The following is a 20,707-nucleotide window of genomic DNA, read 5'->3' as shown; positions in this document are numbered from 1 at the left end:
CCTATTGTTCGACGTGTGCTGATCGGATTCCTGCTCGCGCTCGGCTGCTCCGTCTGCTACGGCACGGCGTCGGTGCTACAGGCAGCGGCGACGCGTTCGGTGGAGGCCGGCAGCGGCTCGGGTGTCGACACCGTGCTGCTGATGCGCGCCGCGCGGCAATGGCGCTACGTCGTCGGCGTCGGCCTCGACGGGATCGGCTTCCTCCTTCAGGTGGCGGCGTTGCGCCTGGTACCCATCTACGTGGTCGCCGCGGCGCTGGCCGCGTCGATCGCGGTGACCGGCGTCGCGTCCGCATGGCTGCTGTCGGCACGGTTGTCGCGGGGGGAATGGACCGCGGTGGGCGTGGTCTGCGCCAGCCTCGTCGTGCTCGCACTCGCGGCGGGCCCGGGGCACTTCCGGCACGCCCCGGCCGGGCTCGGCTGGGCTTTGCTCGGTGTGTCGGCCACCATATTCGTCGCCGGCGCCGTGGCGGGCCGGCTGCCGGACCGGCCGCGGGCGCTGGCGCTGGGGCTGGCGGCCGGGACCGGTTTCGGGGTCATCGAGGTCGGCGTGCGGCTGATCGAGGTGATCGATCCGACCGAACGCGCCTTCTACGCCAACCCGGCGCTGTATGCGGCGGCCGCCGGCGGGGCCGCCGGTTTCCTGTTGCTGACCTCCGCCCTGCACCGCGGCTCGGTGACCACGGCCGTCGCGGGGATGGTCGTCGGTGAGACCGTCGCGCCCGCGTTCGTCGGAGCGGTGTGGCTGGGCGACAGCGCGCGCGACGGGCTCGGCTGGCTGGTCATCGCGGGCTTCGTGGTGGCGGTGTCGGCGACACTCGTGCTGGCGCGGTTCGGTGAAGCGCCGCACGCGGTCGCTGATCCGGCTCAGGCCGACGAAGCCGTCAGCTGACGGTAGGCGGTGCCGCGCGCCGGGCGCGTCCACAAGACGCCGCCCTCCGCGCTGACGCCCGCGGCAATCAGCGCACGCTTGAGGATCTTGTTGGTCGCGGTCGTCGGCAGGTCGGCGTTGATGCGCACATATCGGGGCCAGGCTTTGGGCGACAGGTCAGGTTGCGCGGCAAGGAATTTGGCGAAGCGATCCGGCGTCAACCGCGTACCGGCGCGCAACACCAGCGCGGCCATCACCTGATCGCCGACCCGGTCGTCGGGCACCGCGTAGACCGCGACCTGGCTGACCTCGGGCAGGCGTCCCAGGATGCGCTCGATCGGCCCCGCCGCCAGGTTCTCGCCGTCCACCCGCATCCAGTCCGCGGTGCGTCCGGCGAGGTAGATCCAGCCGTCGGCGTCCCGGTAGGCCAGGTCGCCGGACCAGTACATGCCGTGCCGCATGCGCTCGGCCGTGGCCGCCGGGTCGTTGTAGTAGCCGGCGAACGGCCCCGCGCCCTGGGTGTTGACGAGCTCGCCGACCGCGTCGTCGAAATTCGTCAGCGCCCCGTGTTCGTCGAATTCGGCGACGGCGCACTCGGTGAGCGTCGTCGAGTTGTACACGCTCACGCCCGGGTACGGCCTGCCGATCGATCCCGGCGGGGTGCCGTCCTCACGGACGACGATCACCGCGAACTCGCTGGAGCCGAAGCTGTCCACCACCCGGCAGCCGAACCGCCTTGCGAATTCGGCGATGTCGCGGTCGGTCGCCTCGTTGCCGAACGCCACCCGCAGCGGGTTGTCCGCGTCGTCGGGCCGCTCCGGAGTGGACAGGATCAACGCGAGGGGCTTGCCGACATAGTTGAGGTACGTCACGCGGTGGCGCCGCACGTCGTCCAGGAAGCGGGACGGCGAGAACCTGGCCGGGACCATGGTGGCGCCGGCGCCGATGGCGACCGCCCATCCTGCGGCGACACCGTTGGAGTGAAAGAGCGGCATCGACAGGTAGCAGACGTCGGCGGCGGTGATGTCGTACTGGAAGATCAGGCTGGCGCCGCACATGATCGCCATCGCGTGGGCCAGCCGGACGACCTTCGGGTCGCCACTGGTCCCCGAGGTGAAGATCATCATCAGGGTGTCGCCGCCGGTGACCTCGCGGTGCGGAACCAGGGGCGGCGCCGCGGAGACCAGTTCGGCGTAGCGTGCGCCGGTCACGTCGAGCACCTGAATGCCGTTGAGGTCCAAGCCATCCAACAGCGCGAGGTGTTCGGGGTCGGCGAGCAGCAGCTGGCAGTCGGAGCGTCGAATGTCGGCCAGCAGCCCCGCCCCGCGCCGCGTCGTGTTGATCCCGCACAGCACGTAGCCGCCCAGCGCGGCCGCGGCCATGGCGCGCAGCATCGCCGGGGAGTTCGGCAGCAGGGCCCCGACGTGCAGCGGACGGGAAGGGTCGGCGACGGCGATCAGCGCGGCGGCCTCCGCCTCGGCCTCCGCGAGGTGTTCTCGCCAGGTCCACACGCGGTCGCCGTGGGCGAGCGCCGGGGTGTCGTCGTGCCGGCGCTGCCGCAGCAGTTGCTGAACCGTCTCGATCATCGGGTGGTGAGCACCAGCCCGGCGTAATCCCGACGCGCCACGTCGTCGCAGTGGCGCCGATAGGTGCCGAACCCACCCGCGTAAGGCATGAAGACCCGCTTCTTGCCTTCGATATTGGCGCCCAGATACCACGACGACGCCGCTTTCGGGAACAGCGTCTGCTCGGCCGCCTCCGCGACATGGTCCGTCCAGGCCTCGGCGGCGTCGCGGCGCGGTTCGACCTCCGTCACCCCGAGGCGGCGGACGGCCGAGATCAGCTCGATGACCCAGTCGACCTGAACCTCGGCGTGCAGCACCATGTTGGCCAGCACCGAGGGGCTGCCGGGCCCGCTGACGGCGAACAGGTTCGGCAGGCCGGGCACCATCAGCCCGAGGAAGGTCAGGGGGCCGTCGGCCCACACGTCGCGCAGTCGCACTCCCCTGGGCCCCACCGGGTCGATGCGGGTCAGCGCACCCGTCAGCGCGTCGAAGCCGGTGGCGAAGACCAGCACGTCGCAGGGATACGTCGCGGCGCTCGTCCGCACGCCGCCGGCGGTGATCGCCTCGATCGGTTCGCGGCGCAGGTTCACCAACCGGACGTTGTCCCGGTTGAACGTCGCGTAATAGCCGGCGTCGGTGCAGATTCGCTTCGTCCCGATCGGGTGGTCGGCGGGGATGAGATCGCCGGCGACGAGGGGATCGGCCACGATTTCGCGGATGCGCTCCTCGGCGAATTCCCGCGCGATGTGGTTGGCGGCCAGGTCGGAGTTCTGGTCCGGGAAGGTCTTGGCGAACAGCACGCCACCCTCGCGCCAGCGCCGCCACAACGCGTCGATGCGCTCCTGCGGGTCGGTGTCGACCGCCTTCTTGTGGTACGTGCCGTGCGGTGTGCCCGATGCCGCGTAGGCGGAGATGCGGCGACGCTCGGGATACTGCTCCCGGATCTGTTGTTGTTCCTCCGGCGTCCAGGGGCGGTTGGGCATCGGGATGCTGTAGTTCGCGGATCGCTGGAACACCACCAGCCGATCGGCCTGGGCGGCGACGATCGGAACCGCCTGGATGCCAGAGGATCCCGTGCCGATCAGGCCCACCCGCTTGCCGCGCAGGTCGGGGTCCTGGCGCGGCCACGCAGCGGTGAAGTACACCTCGCCGGCGAAGTCGTCGACACCGGGGATATCCGGCCGGTTGACCGCCGACAGGCAGCCCGTCGCGGCGACGAGGAACCGGGCGGCGTAGGTGCGCTGGTCTCGGGTGCGGACCCGCCATCGGCCTTCTCCGAAGGCGGCGCCGGTAACGTCGACCCCGAACCGGTAGTGGCGGCGCAGATCGAACCGGTCGGCGACGTGGCGCAGGTAGGCAAGGATCTCCGGTTGCGCGGCGAACCGCTCGGTCCACGTCCAGCTCTGCTGGAGTTCCTCATCGAACGAGTAGGAATAGTCCACACTTTCGACGTCGCACCGGGCACCCGGGTAGCGGTTCCAATACCAGGTGCCGCCCACGTCGGGCGCCGCCTCGAGGCCGATCACCGACAGGCCGGCCGACGCGGCCCGGTGCACGGCGTAGAGCCCGGCGAACCCCGCACCGATAACGATCACGTCGGCCACGGCGGCCCCCGCATCGCGGCTCATGTCGCCTCGCCGACGGTCGACCGGAGCAGCCCACGAAGGTCGGCACAGATCAGGTCGAGCGCCGAGGCCGCCGGTGGGAAGGACGGGATGGTCAGGAAGCCGTGGAACAGACCCGGGAAATCACGGTGCACCACGGGCACCCCGGCGTCGCGTAGCCGGCGCGCGTAGTCGCACCCCTCGCTGTGCAGCGGATCGAGGCCGGCGGTGACGATCACCGCGGGTGGGAGGTCGGCGTGCGAATCCACGCGGGCCGGTGCCACCAAAGCCGTTTCGGCACAGGCGGTTCCGGTGCCGAGGTACTGGCGCCAGTACCACTGCATGGCGGCGGCGGTCAGGAAGAAACCGGTGGCACAGCGCCGATAGCTGTCGGTGTCGAAACTCGGATCGATGACCGGATAGACCAGGAGTTGCGCGGCGGGCCCGGCCACCGCGCTTTCCCGGCACCGAATGGCGGTGACCGCGGCGAGGTTGCCGCCGGCGCTGTCTCCGGCGATGGCCGTCCGCGCCGGGTCGATGCCCAGTTCGGACGCGTGGTCGACCACCCAGCGGAACGCCGCGAAGGCGTCCAGGGCGGCCGCTGGAGCGGGGTGTTCGGGGGCGAGCCGGTAGTCGACCGACACGACGACCGCCCGGGTGCCGCGGGACAGGGCACGGCAGAAGCCGTCGTGGGAGTCGATGTCGCACAACACGAATCCACCGCCATGGCAGAACACGATCGCGGCGCGGTCGTCCTGTGGCTCGCCGTGCGGGTGATAGATCCGCACCGGGATGCTGCCGGCGGGGCCGGGAATCGACCGTTCTTCGGTGCGGCGGACGTCGTCGAGGTTGTCGACGGGCCGGCGCCGCTCGGCGACGGCCGCGCGGGCCTGCGCGGCGGTCATGGTCTCGACGCGCGGGAATCCCGCGTCCAACTCGCGCAACATCGCCCGGACGCCGTCAAAGGGGTCGTCCATGTACACCTCCGACCTCGTCGTGGAGGGTCACGCCGGCCGGTACTTCAATAGGGTGATTCCGTCTTCGGGCAGATCGTAGAACACCGGCGCGACCCGCATGCCGATATGGACGTCGCCTGGCTCGACGTCGACCAATTCGGTGCTGACTTTCGGTCCGGCGTCCCACCGCACGACGGCGGGCAGCTGTGGCAGCGCGTCCGCCCAGGGCGGGCCGGTGGGCCGGCGGGCGATCGTGAACGTGTACAGCGTTCCGGCGCCGTCGATTTCACGCCATTCCAGGTCGTCGGCCAACGTTCCCGGGGCGAGTGTGCGCGGATAGAACACGTAGCGCCCCAGCGAGGGCGAGTACTGGATCAGGATGCGGTGCCGGGCCAGGGCATCCCAGAAGGGCCGCGACACCGGCGTCGGTTCGGGAACGGGGATGTCCATCGCTAGTCCCCCCGCATCAGCAGCGCGACCTGCTCGCTCATGATGCCGCCGTTGCCGGTGACGAACGCGGTGTGGCAGTCGCGTACCTGCGCGTCGCGGGCCCGGCCCATGATCTGCCGGGCACCGTCGACGACGTGGTGCATGCCGCCGGCCATGCCGGCCTGACCGAACGACAGTTGCCCACCGGCTGTGTTGAGGGGAAAGTCGCCGCGGCAGGTGAGGTCGCGGCCGGCGATCCACGACATCCCCCGGCCCTTGTCGCAGAAGCCGGCGTCTTCGAGGGTCATCAGCACGGTGATGGTGTAGCAGTCGTAGATCGACGCCACGTCCACGTCGGAGCGGGTGAGGCCGGCCATCGCGAACGCCCGGTCGGCGGCGCGGGCGATTGGGGTGCGCAGCAGGTCCTCGGCGTAGGTCGGGGTCTTGAACGCGATGTGTTCGCCGAAACCCGTGATCCACACGGGGCGGTGGCGGCCGCGCCGGGCGATGTCGGCGTCGGCGATCAGGACGCCCGCTCCCCCGTGCACCCGCATCACGGTCTCCAGCATGTGAATGGGGTCGGCGATCATCGGGCTTCCGAGGACGTCGTCGACCGTGATCGGGGTGCCGTGGAAGACCGCGCCGGGATGGGCGCAGGCGTTGGCGCGTTGGTCGACGGCGATCTTGGCCACCGCCGCGGGGTCGTAGCCGAACTCGGCGCCGTAGCGCTGGGCGATCTGCGCATACGGCGCGTTCTGCCCCACGTTGCCGTAGGGGATCTCGAATTCCGCCTGCGGGGACCCGTAGTTGTTCGACGACGCCCCGTACCAATTCGGGGCCGGCGGCGGCCGCTTCTCGGACTGCGGTTGCGATGCCGATCCGGGCACCACGGCCAGCACCGTGTCGCAGATACCGAGCTCCACGGCGGCCGCGGCCCGCCAGATCATGCCCGCCGCAGTGGCCCCGCCGAGGTCGACCCGCTCGCCGAAATCCAGTGCCAGCCCGAGGTATTCACACAGCGTGGCCGGCGCGAACATCGCCGACTCGGCGATGCCGTGGGTCAGCAAGCCGTTGACGCGTGCGGCGTCGACGCCGGCGTCCTCGATCACCATCTTGGCGAGCAACGCGTACTGGTCGAGGGTGAACAGCGGCGTGCGGGTGGGACGGCGTTCGGCCGGCAGTTCGGCGATGCCGACGATCGCGGCCTCGCCGCGCAGGCCGGTCACGACCGGTTTCCGCGTCGGGGCAGCTCGACGGTCGCCGTTCCGGGCGTCAGCACCGTCTCCCCCCGGCGGCCGGCGATCTCGAGGTCCACCAGCCCCGCGCTTTCGTCGGAGAGCCGTTTGCCGGTGACCGTGCCGCCGAAGGTCAGCGGCTGGCCGGGGTGGGCGACCGCCCGGTTCTGCACGGCGAAGGACACCAGCCGGCCGCGCCCGCCGATCCAGTCCCCGATGGCCCGGCCGAGGAGCGCGGCCTGCAACGGGCCGTGGACCAGGACGTCGTCGTAACCTTCGACCGTGCGCGCCCAATCCTTGTCGTAGTGGATGCGGTGACCGTTGTAGGTGGCGGCGCTGAAGAAGAACAACTGCGTCTCGTCGACGCTCACGGTGAGCTCTGGCATGCGCTGGCCCACCTCGACGTCCTCGTAAAAGACTTGGCCGGTCATGGCGCTCCTAGGGGCGGGCGATCATCGACGTCGACGCTTCGGCGAGCAGGTCTTGGTGCTGATTGCGGTACACGGTGTGCCAGGTGACCAGAACGAATCTGCCGGAGCGGCCCTGCTTTTCAACGATGGAAGCGATGCTGCGCACCATCTCCACCTCGTCGCGGTGGTACGCGGGTAGGTGGAAGGCGAAGCTCTCCCCACCGGCCATCCGCTTGGGGGCGCGCGGAAACGCGAGGCTGCCCGAGATCGCGCCAGAGGAGCCGTCGGGCCGCAGGGCCTCGAGGTGCGTGACACCTAGCACGGCGTACTGCAGGAAAAGGGGCGGGCAGATGATGTCGCGAAAGCCGTTGGCCCTGGCGTACTCCGGATCGAACCACAACGGATTATGGTCGCCGATCGCCGCTGCCCACCGTTGCCAGTCGCGCCGGTTCACCTCGCCCGTCGCCGTGGCGGCGACCGTGCCGACGCGCGACGCCGACTCCGCGTCGATCAGGCTGTTTTCGCTCACCGGCGCTCCTCGGTGTTCTCGTCCAACGTCTCCTCGAGCCACGACGCGGCGACATCGGTTCCGCCGCCCCACGTCGAGCCCAGCCGCGCCCGTTCGGACCACAGGTGCAGGTCGGTCTCGGTGACATACCCCATGCCGCCGTGCAACTGGTGGGCATCCAGGGTGATCAACCTGGCCGCGCCGGCGGCGTGCATGCGCGCGATCGCCGTCTCCCTCGTCGCCGTGCGGCCGCGGGCGATCCAGAAGACCGCCGCGTGGGCGGCCAGCCGCGCCGCCGCCAGGGCGATGTGCATGTCGGCGACCAAGTGCTGGGCGGCCTGGAACGACGCGATGGGCCGGCCGAATTGGTGCCGGAGCTTGGTGTAGTCGACGGTGCGCTCGATGACGGCCTGCCCGACCCCCACCAGGTCGAGCGACCCCAATGCCACCGCCGTGTTGGCCAGGCGCCGCAAGGCCGCGGCGGTGACCTCGCCCGCCAGCGCGTCGGCGCCGACAGTGACGTCGTCGAAGCGCACGCTGCATGCCCGGTGCCCGCCCGCCATGGCGAGCGGTTCCATCGTCACACCGGGTGCACGGGTGTCGATGAGAAACACCAGCGAACACGATTGCGCCGCAGCCGATATCACGATGACATCGGCGGCGTCGGCGTCGGCGACGTAGTCCGCGGCGCCGTTGAGCCGCCATCGCGTGGACGCCGGCTCGGCCCGCAGCGCGGGCGACACCACCGCGGCGTCGTGCGCGCCCCACAGCGCGGTGGTGCCGCGGACGGCGCCGGACGCCAGGCGCGGCAGCCAGGCCTGCTTGGCCTCCGGGCGGCCGAGCTGATCGATCGCGAGGGCGGCGTGGATGCTGCTGTGGACGGCCGTCGGGCACAGCGCGCGGCCGGCCTCGGTGTAGAAGACGGCGAGATCGTCCAGCGAGCCGCCGGAGCCGCCGTATTCCTCGCCGATGGCCAGCCCGAGAACACCGGCGTCGGTCAGCGCCTTCCACAGCCGCGGGATGCGACGGTCGGCGGCCGGTTCGTTGAGTGCGCGCACCAGCGACACGGAACACTCGGCGGCCAGCAGGGCGCGCAGCGAGGAAGCGAACTCGCGCTGTTCGCCGGTGGGCGTCGCTCTCATGCGTCAGCGCCCATAGCTGGGCATCTTGTGCCCACGCTGGGCGACGATGTCGCGGAGCACCTCGTTGGTCCCGCCGCCGAAACGCATCAGGGGCGCGGCCCGGTAGAGCCGCTCGAAGGTGCCGGCCAGCGGCGCCTGATCGCTGCGGTGCGCCAGCAGGCCGTCCGGCCCGAGCAGGTCGAGCGCGAGCAGGGCGATGCGCTGGCGCAGCTCGCTGGTGAACACTTTTTCGACGCTGACCTCCACCGACGGGATGACGCCGGTGTCGAGGATCGAGGCGGCCTCGTAGCCCATCAGCGTGGCCACGGCCACGTCGGCCTCGGCCTGCGCGAGCCGGCGCCGCAGCGACGGGCTCTCGTAGGACACCGTGCCGTCACGGCGCGGCCGCCGCGCGAGCTCGCGCAATTCCTCCACGGCGCGACGCAGGTCGCCCGCGTTGGTCAGCGCGCCGCGTTCCAGATCCAGTGCGCCGGTGATGTACGTCCAGCCGCGGTTGACTTCGCCGACCAGGTTGGTGACCGGCACCCGGACGTCGCGGAAGTGCACCTCGTTGGTGCGATAGCCCGACCACGCGTACAGGGGCCGGATCGTCACCCCGGGACTGTCGAGTCCGATGACGATGACCGAGATGCCGCGATGGCGCACGGCGTGGGGATCGGTGCGCACGCACAGCCACTCGTGGGTGGCGCGTTGCGCGCCGCTGTTCCAGATCTTGGTGCCGTTGATCACCCATTCGTCGCCGTCGCGGACCGCGCTGGTGCGCAGGTTGGCCAGGTCGGTACCGGCGTCGGGCTCGGAATACCCTACGGCGCAAATCATTTCGCCTCTGGCGATCAGCGGCAGCCATTGGGATTTGTTCTGCTCGGTGCCGTGCCGCATGATCATCGGTGCGACGGAGGTGACCGTCAGGTCGGGCCCGGGGACGCCCCAGTACTCGAATTCGCTCATCAGCAGATGCAGGTGAACGGCGCCGAGGCCGAGACCGCCGTACTCGCGCGGCCAGTTCAGCCCGAACCAGCCCTTCTCCCCGATCTTGCGACGGAACCGCGCCACCTCGCCGCCGGGGAACTCCAGGTCGTGCTCGGCGAGCTCGGCTCGCAGCTCGCGGGTGACGTTCTCGTGCAGGAATTCGCGGACCTCGGCCAGCCAGGCTCGCTGCCCGGCGTCGAGTTCGAAATCCATTCGGGCGCCTGTGCCTTTCTGCCGGCCTTACACCAAGCAGCGCCAGCGTAACGCGGCGGCGAGATCGCGCCCCGGATTTCGCCGTGGCGTTACCTCCGGTGGCACCGACGGTCCCGGCGCCGACTGTAAATACGCTGTCAAACTTCCGTTAATTCGCATCGGCGCTCTCGCAGATCCGCGGCATGGCTGCAAAAATTTTCGGATCGGCTGGTCGACGCGGACCAGGACCTTTGCCCGGCCGCAGCCCGAGGGAGATGTCATGCCCACTGTTGAGACACGCCTCCGCGAAGACATGCGCAACTATGCGGTCGAATTGCGGCAACTGGCATACACGCTTCCGCTCGGCGTGGGCGAGCATGCGCTGCTGCAGTTGTCTGACCGCATGCGCGCCGCGGCCGAGCAGGTGATCCGAAAGGGAGCCTGACCGGGCGCAGGCTCAGCCGCCCCGTAGCCGGATCTTCCAGCGGACGAAGCTCAGGTAGAACACGCTGATCACCACCAGCATGGCCATGTCGAACCACCATGCGCCGGGCGTGTGACGCCAGTGCGAGTCCTTCGGGCTGAGCGGACCGGGCACCAATTTGGTCAGGTCGGCGGTGGAGGCTGAGGCCGCGAATCCCCAGCGCGCGGGAGTCGCCCAGGACATCTGGTCCAGCCCGAGCCGCCCGGTCACCGGGATCATGCCGCCGGAGAACACCAGCTGCGACATGACCGCCACCACCAACAGCGGCATGATCTGTTCGTTCGACTTGGCGATGGCCGACAACGCCAGCCCGAGCATCGCCGAGGCTACGCACGTCAAGGCGACGTCGGCGAACAGTTCGAGACCCGGCCGGCCCAGCGCCACGGCACCCTGGGTCGGACCGCCCTTGCCGATCAGCACGATGATCGTCACGATTGCCGACTGGATGACCGCGAACACCGTGTAGACGCAGACCTTCGCCAGCAGGTAGGCGCTGGTGGACAGGCCGACCGCCTGTTCGCGCAGGAAGATCGGGCGCTCGCCGATCAGGTCGCGGATGGTCAGCGCCGTCCCCATGAACACCGCGCCGACATTGAGCAGGACCAGGATCTGCCCGGGCTCGTTGGGCGCGGCGCCGTATGGGTTGGGGATGCCGAACCCGACGTTGCCGGGCACCGACATGGACAGCGAGCCCATGATGAACGGCAGCACCGCGAGGAAGACGAAGTAGCCGCGGTCGGAGAAGATCAGCCGGACCTGCCGCCGCGCGATCGTCGAGAACTGCCGGAACAGGCTGGTGTGCGACGGGTCGCCCAGGTCCGCGGGCTGCTGGGCCGGCGGCGGCGGCGGCTGCGGGCCCGTGCGCGCCAGGTACCGCGCCTTGGCGCCGTCCGGGTCGCCCGCGACCGTGCTGAAGATGTCGGCCCAGTTCGTCGTGCCCATGGCGGAGCCGATCTGGCTGGGCGGCCCGCAGAAGGCGGTCTTGCCACCGGGTGCCAGCAGCAGGACCTGATCGCAGACGTCGAGGTAGGTCAGCGAGTGGGTGACGACGAGCACCACGCGGCCGGCGTCGGCCAGCTGACGCAGCATGGTCATCACCTGGCGGTCCAGCGCGGGGTCCAGGCCGGAGGTCGGCTCGTCGAGGATCAGCAGCGACGGCCCGGTCAGCAGCTCGAGTGCGACCGACGCGCGCTTGCGCTGACCGCCGGACAGCTTGTCGACCCGGGTGTGCAGGTGCTGGGTCATCTCGAGTTCTTCGAGGACCCGGGCGACCACCTGGGCCCGGTCGTCCTTGGTGGTGTCGGGCGGCAGCCGCAGCTCGGCGGCGTACATCAACGCCTGCTGCACCGTCAGCTGCCCGTGCACCACGTCGTCCTGGGGCACCATGCCGATCCTGCTGCGCAGCGAGGCGTACTCGGCGTGCACGTTGTGGCCCTCGAACGCGACCGTGCCCCTGGTCGGGTGCGTATACCCCGCGACCAGCCGGGCGAACGTCGACTTGCCCGCCCCGGACGGCCCGATGACGGCCGTCAGTGTTCCGGGCTGCGCGCCCAGCGAGATGTCGTCCAGCAGCGTCTTGTTGTTCTCGATCGTCCACGACACGCTGCGCACGTCCAGCCCACCCGTGGGGGTCGCGGTCGCGCTCTCGTCGCGGCGGGCCAGCGTGCCGCCGGCGAAGACGAGGTCGATGTTGCCGATCGTGACGACGTCGCCGTCATGCAGCACGGCCGAGTCGACCCGCGCGCCGTTGACGAAGGTTCCGTTGATGCTGCGGTTGTCGTGGATCTCGGTGCCGTGCGGCGTCGGGACTAAGGTGGCGTGATGGCGCGAGGCCAGCACTTCGGGAATGACGATGTCGTTGTCGTTGGCCCGGCCGATCTTGATCGCACCCGGCGCCGACTCCGCCGCCCTGCCGGGCCGCAGGATCTTCATCATCGACGTCGCGATGTTCGACGCGTCACCGCCGACCCGTCCGGTTTCCAGCCCGGTCGGCTGGCCGGGCTGTGACGGCGGGCCGTTCATGGGCTGCGGGCGGTAGATGTGCGGGGCCTGTTGGGCCCCGCTGGGCGGTGCCGCCGGATGGCCGCCGGTCGGGTGGCGGGGCTGCGGGCCGCTGGGGGGCTGCGTGGCCTGCCGGAACGGGGCCGAGGCCGGCTGCTGGGGCTGGCCGGGCCAGTGCGCGCCGGGCGGCGGCGGGTGGGGCGCGCGCGGGCTGGCCGCGCTGGCCGGGTTGACGATCGGGATCGACGTCGTCAGCGGGGGCCGCCCGGCCGAGCCCTGGTGGCGGCCGACCTCGAAGGTCAACGCCGGGCCGTCGGGGTTGCCGACGTTGACGCGCAGGCCGTCATGGATGTCGACCATGGGCACGCGCTGGTGGTTGACGAACAGGCCGTTGAGGCTGCCGTTGTCGATGACCATCCATCGGCCCTGGTCGAATCGGGCGATGAGATGCGTACGGGAGATCAGGGGATGTGCCACGCGGACGTCGGCGCGAAGGTCACGCCCGATCGCGACATCGTTGCCTGCGGCGAACGTGCGCTCGGACCCTTCGTACCGCACGGTCAACACAGGTGGGGCTGGTCGGCTCATTACGACCAACTGTATCGGCAGGCGCGCGGATCTGGGTCGGCGAATCCCGACCGGGCAACCGCCATGCGCCACGCCGCGTCGCGGACGGTGGGTGGCGCACCGTCGGTGCGTGTGGGCGACCGATCCCGTGGGGCAGCGAGCGCGGCACCACCGACGCCCCGCGACACTGCCGGACTCGGCGTTCCCATCGAGGCCTCCGGCCCCGACCGGCACGACCGGCACGAGACGGTGGTGACGCACCCGGAGTACGGCGACGGGCAGCACCGGCGCCTCATGATTTCGGGATTCGACTGCGGCCCAACGGCTTCCGCGAGTGCGTCAGCCGGCCACGGCCGCGGTGCGCAGGCCGCGACGCCACGGCACGGGCACGGCGGTGACGTCCTTGACGAAATCGCCGAGGTAGCGAATCGCCCGCCTTCCTTCCGGCAGGATGTCCGCCGCCAGCGGGAAATCGTGAATCTGACCGTCCCAAAGGTGCAGATCGCATGGAACTCCGCTGGCCTCCAAGCGCTTTGCCATCAGTTCGGCGTCAGGAAGCAGCAGCTCGTCGGAGCTGGCGTGAATCGTCACCGGCGGCAAGGAGGACAGATCGGCGTCCACCGGCGAAGCCACAGTGGACTCCCCCGCCCCTTCCAAAACCTTTGCCTGGCTGAGGTACTCGGCGAACACCGACAACGCCCCGCGGGTGAACATCGAGCACTTGCGCGCGTTGCGGTGCCGCAGCTTTCGGGCCGGGTCGGCGTCGGTGAACGGGGAGATGGTCGCAATCCCCGCCGGCCTCATCAGCCCGGTCCGAATGGCCGACAACGCGGTCATGAACGCGAGATAGCCGCCGGCCGAGTCGCCCGCGACGACCACCTGGTCGCCGTCGAAGCCGCGGTCCTGCAGCCAGCGCAGCCCGCTCATCCCGTCGTCGATCGCGTCGGTGATGTGATGCGAGGGCAGCTTTCGGTATCCCAGGGTCAGCACGGCGGCGTCCGCCGCCTGCGACAAGCGGGTGACCACCGAGCGATGCGTGTTCAGGCCGCAGGTGAGGAACGCACCGCCGTGCAGATAGAGGATGGCCCGGTCCGTCGACGCACCGGGGGCGCAAACCCACTCGGCGGCACAGTCTTCCAGTTGCACCGGTTCGATGTCCGCCGAGATGCCAAAGCGCGGCACCAATCCCGCGAAACTGTCGATGTAGTCGAATGGCCAGCGCAAGTTCGGCGTAACGGCCCAGGCGCGCACGGTGTTCTTCACGATCAGCCTGCTGGCCAGCGAGACGGCGACCGATTGCGGGCTGTGGCGATGGTGAACTCGCCGCTTCACTGCGCCACTTGGCAATACACGGTGTGGACCGGTGGTATTAACCATGCAATCCCTCCTTCGTGCCAAGTGCGGACGGAATACCCGCGGGCGGCGAAGAAAAACTGCGGATGAAGACGGCACGAATGTTGCGTACGTCACGGTTTATCGCCGGGACGGGTGGGTATCAGGGGCCATTCCGGCGTTTTCGCCACCCGGGTCTCGCCGATCTCCGAGCGGTGGCCCAAGATATGAGCGATGAACGGCGAAACGCGCGCTGACCGGTTGCTTTGCGACCGGGTGGCGGTGGTGACGGGCGGTGGCGGCGGCATCGGTGCGGCCACCGCACGGCTGTTCGCCGAACAGGGCGCGCACGTGGTCATCGTCGACGTCGACGCCGCGCTGGCCGCCGGGACCGTCGACGACATCGCGGCATCGGGCGGGTCGGCCGTGGCGGTGGTCAGCGACGTCCGGGACGCGGACGCGGTCGATGACCTGGCCCGATCGGTGCTGGATCGCAACGGCCGGGTCGACGTGCTGGTCAACAACGTGGGCCACTGGCTGCGGCATCCGGGAAACTTCGTCGACACCGACCCCCGATTCTGGGACGAGCTCTACCGGATCAACCTGCATCACGTCTTCCTGGTCACCCACGCATTCCTGCCGGCGATGGTCGCCCGGCGGGCCGGCGCGATCGTCAACGTCTCCTCCGTCGAGGGTCTGCGCGGCTACCCGGAAGATCCGGTCTACGCCGCGTTCAAGGCCGCCGTCATCCAGTTCACTCGCAGCCTTGCGGTGCAGGTGGGCGGGCATGGGGTGCGGGTCAACGCGATCGCCCCGGACGTCACGGAATCGCTACAGGTGCCCTACTCGCAGTGGCTCTCGGCCGACGAGCAGGCGCAGTGGCCGCAGTGGGTTCCGGTCGGCCGCATGGGCGTTCCCGAGGATCAGGCCCGCGTGATCCTGTTCCTGGCGTCTGATCTTTCGGCGTTCGTCACCGGCCACACCGTCCCGACCGACGGCGGCACCGGCGCGGCGGGCGGCTGGTACCGCTCGTCGCGCCGGCCCGATCGCGAGTGGACGAATCGTCCCGTCGCGCCCTGATCGCTTGGCCGTCCTCACACCAGGCCCAATGCGGCGTTCTCCGCACGGATCCGGACGGTGAGCACCAGCGCGTTCGCGAGGCTGAACACGATCGCCGTCAGCCACGCCGAATGGACTAGCGGCAGCGCGGCCACCTCCGCTGCGACCGCCGCGTAGTTGGGATGGCGCACCCATCGATACGGGCCTTCGCGAACCAACGGCGCGCCCGGAATCACGATGAGCCGCGGATTCCAGTGCCTGCCGAGCACGCTCACGCAGCGCCAGCGCACCACCGTGCTCAGCGCCACGACCGCGAGCATCGGCCAGCCCAGCCATCCGATGAACGGCCGGCCGAAGACCCAGGTCTCCACGACACACGAAACCAGCAGCAGCGCATGCATGCTGACCATCGCCGGGTAGTGTTCACGGCCGAATTCCTTGCCCCCGTGCGCCAGCGACCATTTGGTGTTCCGTTGCGCCACGGCCAGCTCGACCAGTCGTTCGGCGCCGATAGCCAGAATGAACAGGTAGTAATACATGGGCTCGCCCGTCACCACTGCAGCAGCAGCAGCTCGAAGCTGAAGCCCGGGCCCATTGCCAGCATGACCCCGAACGCCCCGTCGGTCGGCGGCTCGGCGATGGTCCGGCGCAGGACGTCCAGCACGGATGCCGAGGAGATGTTGCCGTTGTCGCGCATCGAGTTTCGGCTGTGGGCCAACGCCTCTGCCGGTAGCCCGAGCGCGTCCTCGATCGAGTCGAGGACTTTAGGACCACCGGGATGACATACCCACGTCGAGACGTCCGACAGGGACAGGCCGTGGTCGGCGAGGAATCCGTCGACCTCTTCCCGGAGATGGACCTCGGCCATCTTCGGCACGTCGCGCGACATCACGAGCTGAAACCCGTTGGAACCGACGTTCCACCCCATGACGTCAACGGTCTCGGGAATTACGCGGCTGCGGGTCCCCAGGATGCGCGGCGCTCGACGGTCGCTGCGGCCCAGAGGGATTCGGTCGGCACCCGTGGTGACCACCGCGGCGGCGCCGTCGCCGAACAGCGACACACCGATGAGGGCGGGAATCGAGGTGTCGTCGCGCTGGAGCGTGAGGGAGCACAACTCGACCGACAGAAGCACGGCCACATCCCCCGGGTAACCATGCAGGTAATCGTGCACACGCGCCATGCCGGCCGCTCCCGCGACACAGCCGAGACCGAACAGCGGGACGCGTTTGATGTTGGGCCGCAGGCCGATTCGGGCCATCAGCCGTGCGTCGATGGTGGGCACCGCGATGCCGGTGCTGGAGACCATCACGATGGTGTCCACCTCGTGCGGCTCGATGCCCGCGTCGGACAGCGCCGACCGTATCGCCCGCTCGCCGAGATCGACGGCGACCTCGAGATAGGCGTCGTTCGCTTCGGTGAAACCGCTCAACTGTGGGTAACGCGACAGCGGCAGCGCAAGGTTGCGGTGGTCGACCCCCGTCGTTTGCGCGAAACGCAGGAACCGCGGATCGGTGAATTCGGTCAGCTCGCGAGCGACGTCGTCCTGGTTGTAGCGGTGCGGGGTGAATGCCACCGCCGCCCCGGCGATGTGCGGTGCGGGCTGCTCGCGGTGAGCGGTCCGGCGCGGCGATGTGAGATGCGTTGTTGCAGTCATGCCTATGCCGACGACCCGCTTCCCTCCCCGGTTCACCCGAACGTCCCCTTGGTGAGATGAACCACATACGGACGCTTGCCGTTTACCAACCCAGGGGGTGGCGGCGGATGCGCGTCAGGTACTCAGGGTGTCTGCGGGCCGGAATCGGGCCTGGTCGTCGATGACCGTGACCGGTATGCCGTTGAGCGCGCCGTTTCCGGACGGCTCGTCGATTAACGTCGGTGGGGAAAGCACATTCGTGTTGACCCCCGGCGAGCTGTTGGCCACCGCCATGCGCGTGCCCGGCTTGCCGTGTCCCCACCCGTGGGGCATCGACACCACTCCCGGTTTGATCGCGTCGGTAACCTCCACGGGCACTTTGATTTCCCCGGCCGCCGACTTCACGGTGACGATGTCGTCGTCCGTGACGCCGCAACGCGCCGCATCGTCGGGATGGATCAGCAAGGTGCACCGGTCCTTTCCCTTCATCAGCGCGGGCACGTTGTGTAGCCAGGTGTTGTTCGAGCGCAGGTGCCGACGGCTCACCAGGACCAGCGGTTCGGCCGGTCGCTCCATTCGGGCGGTCAGCCGGGGCAGGTCATCGAGCAGGTATTGCGGGGCGAGCCGGATCTTTTTGTCGGGGGTGCCGAGGATGTCGGGCAGTTGCGGGACCATCGGGCCGAAGTCGATGCCGTTCGGGTTCGCCTTGAGCAGGTCCAACGTCAGCCCGCCGGGGTTCTTGCCGTACTGGTCCCCGAACGGGCCGGTTCGCAGCGTGAGGTCGAGCATCCGCTCGGGGCCGCCCCGGTCGTACAGCTTGCGGATCTCCGCGCCGTCGAGGCCGCGGGTGAAGGCCAGGTAGTCGAAGAAACCATCGTCGATCGCGGCGACGTCGACATCCTCGGCCGGTGTGCCGGTGCACAGGCCGGTCAGCCTGATCAGGATCTCCCATTCGTGCGGGCGGTCCCCCGGATCGAAAACCGGCGCCGAGTAATTCGCGATGCTGCGGATCGCGAAAAGCAGGATCAGGTCGTCGTGGTGCGGCTGCTCGAGCGGGGATAGCCCGGGCAGGATCACGTCGGCGTGCCGCGTCGTCTCGTTGAGCCAAAGGTCAACGGAGATCATCGCTTCCAGCATGGGCAGCGCCTCGTCGAGCTTGTCACCGCCCGGGGTGGACAAGACCGGGTTGCCGGCAACGGTGATCAGCGCCTTGAGCTGACCCTCGCCGGGAGTGGCGATCTCCTCGGCCATGCAGGACACCGGCGCCTGGCCGAGCACTTCCTTCGCGCCGCGCACCCGGGTGTGCCAGCGACCGAATTCCGGGAGGCCGCCCTCGAGCCCGGGCAGGGGCTGCGTCGTGATCGACCAGGCCGCCGGCTTGGGAAACATCGCTCCCCCGGGCACGTCGAAGTGGCCGGTCAAGATGTTGATGACGTCGACCAGCCAGCTCGCCAGGCTGCCGAACTCCTGATTGCACAGCCCAATTCGGCCGTAGACCACCGACTTCCGGGTTCCGGCCAGCTCGCGGGCCAGGAGCCGGATGCGGTCCGCATCGACGCCGGTGACCGCGCTGACCCGTTCGGGCGGCCAATCGGCGGCCACTCGGCGCATCGTGTCGATCCCGTCGACGTGTGGCCCGGGATCGATCAGGTCCTCGTCGAACAGCGTGTGCGCCACGGCCAACAGGAGCGCGGCATCGGTCCCCGGCGCGATGGGCAGCCACTCGTCGGCGCGGGCCGCGGTCTGCGTGCGTACCGGGTCGATCACGATCACCTTGCCGCGCTTGCGGATCGCCTCGATCAGGCCCATCACATCCGGCGCGGCCAGCAGGGACCCCTGGGACGCCGCCGGGTTGGCGCCCATGATGACCATCAGGTCGGTGCGTTCGATGTCAGGCACGGGGAAGTTCCACCACAGTCCGTACATCAGGTGCGACGACAGGTTCTTCGGCCATTGGTCCACCGTCCCCGGCGAATACGTGACCGGTATCCCGGACATTCCCATCAGCACGCCCGCGTACCGGGCCAGCGAAAACGAGTGCGCCAGCGGGTTACCGGTGTAGGCGGTGACCGCGCCGATCCCGTATTTCTCGATCACCGGCGTCAGCAACTCGGAGCAGCGGCGGAACGCCGCGTCCCAGCTGACCTCGTGCCATTGCCCGTCGACCTTGATCATGGGCAAGCGGATGCGGTCCGGGTCGTCGTGGATTGCCGCGAGCGAGACGCCCTTCGGGCAGATGTGCCCTTTACTCCACACGTCGTCGCGGTTTCCCCGGATGCCGGTGACCCTGCCGCCGTCGACCTGAATCTCCAAGCCGCACATGGCTTCACAGAGAGGACAGGTGCGCACATGCCTGCCGTCTTCGCCCGTCGTCACCCACTCACTGTATTCCGCTACCCGCCGTCGCGGAAGTGGCAAAATCGAGTGTCAGGATGCCCAGGGGCCGATGCCGCCGAGCTTGTCGATGCGGATGCGGGTCAGGAACCCGGGCGGCGCGCCGTCCGGCGGGAACTTCGTGTTCGGATCGCCCAGGACCGGGTTGAGTTGCGCGAGAAGCTCGGGTGCGCCGCCCTCGACGATCCGTGCCGTCCCGACGATGGAGAGGTAGGGCCGCATCCCCTGGCCCGCCTTGTCCAGCGCCACGATGGTGAGGGCCACCCGGGGGTCGTTGCGGACATTGCGCACCTTCTTGTGCGCGGCAAGGTGCGCGGTGACGAGTTCGTCTCCGTCGGGCGTCGACTCCAACGCGACCCACACGAGGCTGACTTGGGGGCTGCCATCGGGGTTGAGAGTCACCAGGGTGGCATCGGCGCCCCCGCCGATGAGTTGGCGGGCGGCGGCATTGAGTTCCATGCCGTGTTCTACCGCCCTGCGCCGGAATTCATTCCCGCCGCGGAATACCGGGCGCCGGCCGCCAGGTTGACGTGGGCACGAGGGATTTCCTTGAGAGACATTTGAATCTGCTCAGTTGGCTGTACAAGGGCGAGGCGGCGCATTTAGCGTCGACGCCAGAAATCGAAGGGAGCTGGCTCGTTGACCACCGAACCGGATCCCGTGTGCCATCGGGGTGTGCGATGAGCGACCCTCGGCAGCCGTCGGGTATCGACTATCTCCGCGCTGAAGTCCTCGATCGACTGGACGCGCAACCCTTCGAGGACTGGTCCCCCGCCCTGCTGCGTGCCCTGATCGCGGTCTTCGACCTGAACGGCGTGACACCGGCTGCGCCACAGGGCTTCCGGCCCCACATCGTCAAGTAACGGTTGCGGCCCGGGTTAAGCTGCGCCCGAGGAGTCACGACGGTGGAGATGTGGGAACTGGTTGCGCGCGAGCGGATCCGCGACACGCTCGCGCGATACAACTGGTCGGGTGACGCCGGCGACGTGAACGGCCTGGCCGAGACGTTCTGCGCGGACGGCGTCCTGGAGATTCGCGGCATGGAGCCGCTACGCGGGCGATCGGCGATCGCCACCTTCCTGCGCGGGGTCGACGTCGCCCGGGAAGCCGGCGCCAAACCGATCGTCCGGCACCTCCTCACCAACGTGTTGTTCACCGCAATGACTCGCGACGCGGCGCACGTCTCGTCGTACTTCACCGTGGTCACCCACGTCGGGCTCGACCATTGCGGTCGGTACCGCGACACGTTGGTGCCCGACGGCGACGCCTGGCTGATCAAGCATCGGAAGGTGTCGACCGACTGGGCGGCCCCCGACTCGGCCATGGCCCGGCCCGAGCGGAGATGAACGCCGGT

20 protein-coding genes are annotated in these 20,707 nt (G+C 69.4%); 5 read left to right on the top strand and 15 right to left on the bottom strand.

What is annotated here, in order from left to right; genetic code table 11:
* Positions 1-15: 15 nt before the first annotated feature.
* The gene (locus G6N51_RS02890) at positions 16-891 is read left to right on the top strand and encodes a DMT family transporter (RefSeq protein ID WP_232078166.1); all 876 of its coding nucleotides are present in this window, start codon (positions 16-18) and stop codon (positions 889-891) included.
* Here G6N51_RS02890 and fadD1 read toward each other — a convergent pair.
* The 9 genes from fadD1 to G6N51_RS02845 are packed head-to-tail and all read right to left on the bottom strand — an operon-like array spanning position 867 to position 9,901.
* The gene (gene fadD1 / locus G6N51_RS02885) at positions 867-2,456 is read right to left on the bottom strand and encodes a fatty-acid--CoA ligase FadD1 (RefSeq protein ID WP_083171480.1); all 1,590 of its coding nucleotides are present in this window, start codon (positions 2,454-2,456) and stop codon (positions 867-869) included. The genes G6N51_RS02890 and fadD1 overlap by 25 nt on opposite strands.
* Positions 2,453-4,063: a flavin-containing monooxygenase gene (locus G6N51_RS02880; protein ID WP_083171481.1), complete on the bottom strand. Its 1,611-nt coding sequence runs from the start codon at positions 4,061-4,063 to the stop codon at positions 2,453-2,455. Before G6N51_RS02880 ends, fadD1 begins: the two co-directional genes overlap by 4 nt.
* Entirely contained in the window at positions 4,060-5,016 is a 957-nt protein-coding gene (locus G6N51_RS02875; RefSeq protein ID WP_083171554.1) for an alpha/beta hydrolase, read from the bottom strand. Before G6N51_RS02875 ends, G6N51_RS02880 begins: the two co-directional genes overlap by 4 nt.
* A gap of 27 nt (positions 5,017-5,043) precedes the next feature.
* Positions 5,044-5,445: a Zn-ribbon domain-containing OB-fold protein gene (locus tag G6N51_RS02870; RefSeq protein ID WP_083171482.1), complete on the bottom strand. Its 402-nt coding sequence runs from the start codon at positions 5,443-5,445 to the stop codon at positions 5,044-5,046.
* Between the two features lie 2 nt (positions 5,446-5,447).
* Positions 5,448-6,650, bottom strand: a complete 1,203-nt coding sequence (locus G6N51_RS02865) for a thiolase family protein (protein WP_083171483.1) — start codon at positions 6,648-6,650, stop codon at positions 5,448-5,450.
* A complete protein-coding gene (locus G6N51_RS02860) occupies positions 6,647-7,090 on the bottom strand; it encodes a hotdog family protein (RefSeq protein WP_083171484.1) in 444 nt (147 codons plus the stop codon). The genes G6N51_RS02865 and G6N51_RS02860 overlap by 4 nt, the downstream gene beginning before the upstream one ends.
* A gap of 7 nt (positions 7,091-7,097) precedes the next feature.
* Entirely contained in the window at positions 7,098-7,598 is a 501-nt protein-coding gene (locus tag G6N51_RS02855; RefSeq protein WP_083171485.1) for a MaoC family dehydratase, read from the bottom strand.
* A complete protein-coding gene (locus G6N51_RS02850) occupies positions 7,595-8,719 on the bottom strand; it encodes an acyl-CoA dehydrogenase family protein (RefSeq protein ID WP_083171486.1) in 1,125 nt (374 codons plus the stop codon). Before G6N51_RS02850 ends, G6N51_RS02855 begins: the two co-directional genes overlap by 4 nt.
* Before the next feature lie 3 nt (positions 8,720-8,722).
* Positions 8,723-9,901, bottom strand: coding sequence for an acyl-CoA dehydrogenase family protein (locus G6N51_RS02845; protein WP_083171487.1), 1,179 nt, complete (start codon positions 9,899-9,901; stop codon positions 8,723-8,725).
* A gap of 259 nt (positions 9,902-10,160) precedes the next feature.
* Between G6N51_RS02845 and G6N51_RS28750 the strand changes: the two genes are divergently transcribed.
* Entirely contained in the window at positions 10,161-10,325 is a 165-nt protein-coding gene (locus G6N51_RS28750; protein WP_167528570.1) for a hypothetical protein, read from the top strand.
* Positions 10,326-10,337: 12 nt separating this feature from the next.
* Here the strand turns inward: G6N51_RS28750 and G6N51_RS02840 are convergent, their stop codons facing one another.
* Complete coding sequence (locus G6N51_RS02840) at positions 10,338-12,953, bottom strand: FHA domain-containing protein (protein WP_163750626.1); 2,616 nt, start codon at positions 12,951-12,953, stop codon at positions 10,338-10,340.
* Positions 12,954-13,271: 318 nt separating this feature from the next.
* Complete coding sequence (locus G6N51_RS02835; protein WP_083171488.1) at positions 13,272-14,309, bottom strand: alpha/beta hydrolase; 1,038 nt, start codon at positions 14,307-14,309, stop codon at positions 13,272-13,274.
* 189 nt (positions 14,310-14,498) lie between these two features.
* Here G6N51_RS02835 and G6N51_RS02830 point away from each other — a divergent pair, with 189 nt between their 5' ends.
* Entirely contained in the window at positions 14,499-15,344 is an 846-nt protein-coding gene (locus tag G6N51_RS02830; RefSeq protein WP_083171489.1) for an SDR family NAD(P)-dependent oxidoreductase, read from the top strand.
* Positions 15,345-15,358: 14 nt separating this feature from the next.
* On the opposite strand, the gene G6N51_RS02825 is transcribed toward G6N51_RS02830, so the two are convergent.
* The 4 genes from G6N51_RS02825 to G6N51_RS02810 form a co-directional block, all read right to left on the bottom strand.
* Positions 15,359-15,862, bottom strand: coding sequence for an isoprenylcysteine carboxyl methyltransferase family protein (locus G6N51_RS02825; RefSeq protein WP_083171556.1), 504 nt, complete (start codon positions 15,860-15,862; stop codon positions 15,359-15,361).
* A gap of 11 nt (positions 15,863-15,873) precedes the next feature.
* On the bottom strand, positions 15,874-16,980 hold the full coding sequence (locus G6N51_RS02820) for a type III polyketide synthase (RefSeq protein WP_083171490.1): 1,107 nt from the start codon (positions 16,978-16,980) through the stop codon (positions 15,874-15,876).
* Positions 16,981-17,094: 114 nt separating this feature from the next.
* Positions 17,095-19,335 carry a molybdopterin-dependent oxidoreductase gene (locus tag G6N51_RS02815; protein ID WP_083171491.1) on the bottom strand — a complete coding sequence of 747 codons (2,241 nt, stop codon included), beginning with the start codon at positions 19,333-19,335 and terminating at the stop codon, positions 17,095-17,097.
* A 51-nt stretch (positions 19,336-19,386) separates the two neighbouring features.
* Positions 19,387-19,812, bottom strand: a complete 426-nt coding sequence (locus G6N51_RS02810) for a PPOX class F420-dependent oxidoreductase (RefSeq protein WP_083171492.1) — start codon at positions 19,810-19,812, stop codon at positions 19,387-19,389.
* Positions 19,813-20,033: 221 nt separating this feature from the next.
* Here G6N51_RS02810 and G6N51_RS02805 point away from each other — a divergent pair, with 221 nt between their 5' ends.
* Together G6N51_RS02805 and G6N51_RS02800 are read left to right on the top strand one after the other, a co-directional pair.
* The gene (locus G6N51_RS02805) at positions 20,034-20,216 is read left to right on the top strand and encodes a hypothetical protein (protein ID WP_083171493.1); all 183 of its coding nucleotides are present in this window, start codon (positions 20,034-20,036) and stop codon (positions 20,214-20,216) included.
* A gap of 42 nt (positions 20,217-20,258) precedes the next feature.
* Entirely contained in the window at positions 20,259-20,699 is a 441-nt protein-coding gene (locus G6N51_RS02800) for a nuclear transport factor 2 family protein (RefSeq protein WP_083171494.1), read from the top strand.
* Positions 20,700-20,707 lie beyond the last annotated feature (8 nt).

The sequence above is a fragment of the Mycobacterium paraseoulense genome, assembly GCF_010731655.1.
Lineage (GTDB): Bacteria > Actinomycetota > Actinomycetes > Mycobacteriales > Mycobacteriaceae > Mycobacterium > Mycobacterium paraseoulense.
Note: the sequence above shows the minus strand (reverse complement) of the source record. Positions and strands in the feature narration are given on the sequence as shown.

Excerpts from the sequence above, each read along its gene's own strand:
- G6N51_RS02805 (WP_083171493.1), top strand. The coding sequence starts at position 20,034 with ATGAGCGACCCTCGGCAGCCGTCGGGTATCGACTATCTCCGCGCTGAA.
- G6N51_RS02810 (WP_083171492.1), bottom strand. The coding sequence starts at position 19,812 with ATGGAACTCAATGCCGCCGCCCGCCAACTCATCGGCGGGGGCGCCGAT.
- G6N51_RS02870 (WP_083171482.1), bottom strand. The coding sequence starts at position 5,445 with ATGGACATCCCCGTTCCCGAACCGACGCCGGTGTCGCGGCCCTTCTGG.
- G6N51_RS02875 (WP_083171554.1), bottom strand. The coding sequence starts at position 5,016 with ATGGACGACCCCTTTGACGGCGTCCGGGCGATGTTGCGCGAGTTGGAC.
- G6N51_RS28750 (WP_167528570.1), top strand. The coding sequence starts at position 10,161 with ATGCCCACTGTTGAGACACGCCTCCGCGAAGACATGCGCAACTATGCG.
- G6N51_RS02845 (WP_083171487.1), bottom strand. The coding sequence starts at position 9,901 with ATGGATTTCGAACTCGACGCCGGGCAGCGAGCCTGGCTGGCCGAGGTC.
- G6N51_RS02830 (WP_083171489.1), top strand. The coding sequence starts at position 14,499 with ATGAACGGCGAAACGCGCGCTGACCGGTTGCTTTGCGACCGGGTGGCG.
- G6N51_RS02880 (WP_083171481.1), bottom strand. The coding sequence starts at position 4,063 with ATGAGCCGCGATGCGGGGGCCGCCGTGGCCGACGTGATCGTTATCGGT.
- G6N51_RS02825 (WP_083171556.1), bottom strand. The coding sequence starts at position 15,862 with ATGTATTACTACCTGTTCATTCTGGCTATCGGCGCCGAACGACTGGTC.
- G6N51_RS02820 (WP_083171490.1), bottom strand. The coding sequence starts at position 16,980 with ATGACTGCAACAACGCATCTCACATCGCCGCGCCGGACCGCTCACCGC.
- G6N51_RS02835 (WP_083171488.1), bottom strand. The coding sequence starts at position 14,309 with ATGGTTAATACCACCGGTCCACACCGTGTATTGCCAAGTGGCGCAGTG.
- G6N51_RS02860 (WP_083171484.1), bottom strand. The coding sequence starts at position 7,090 with ATGACCGGCCAAGTCTTTTACGAGGACGTCGAGGTGGGCCAGCGCATG.
- G6N51_RS02840 (WP_163750626.1), bottom strand. The coding sequence starts at position 12,953 with ATGAGCCGACCAGCCCCACCTGTGTTGACCGTGCGGTACGAAGGGTCC.
- fadD1 (WP_083171480.1), bottom strand. The coding sequence starts at position 2,456 with ATGATCGAGACGGTTCAGCAACTGCTGCGGCAGCGCCGGCACGACGAC.
- G6N51_RS02850 (WP_083171486.1), bottom strand. The coding sequence starts at position 8,719 with ATGAGAGCGACGCCCACCGGCGAACAGCGCGAGTTCGCTTCCTCGCTG.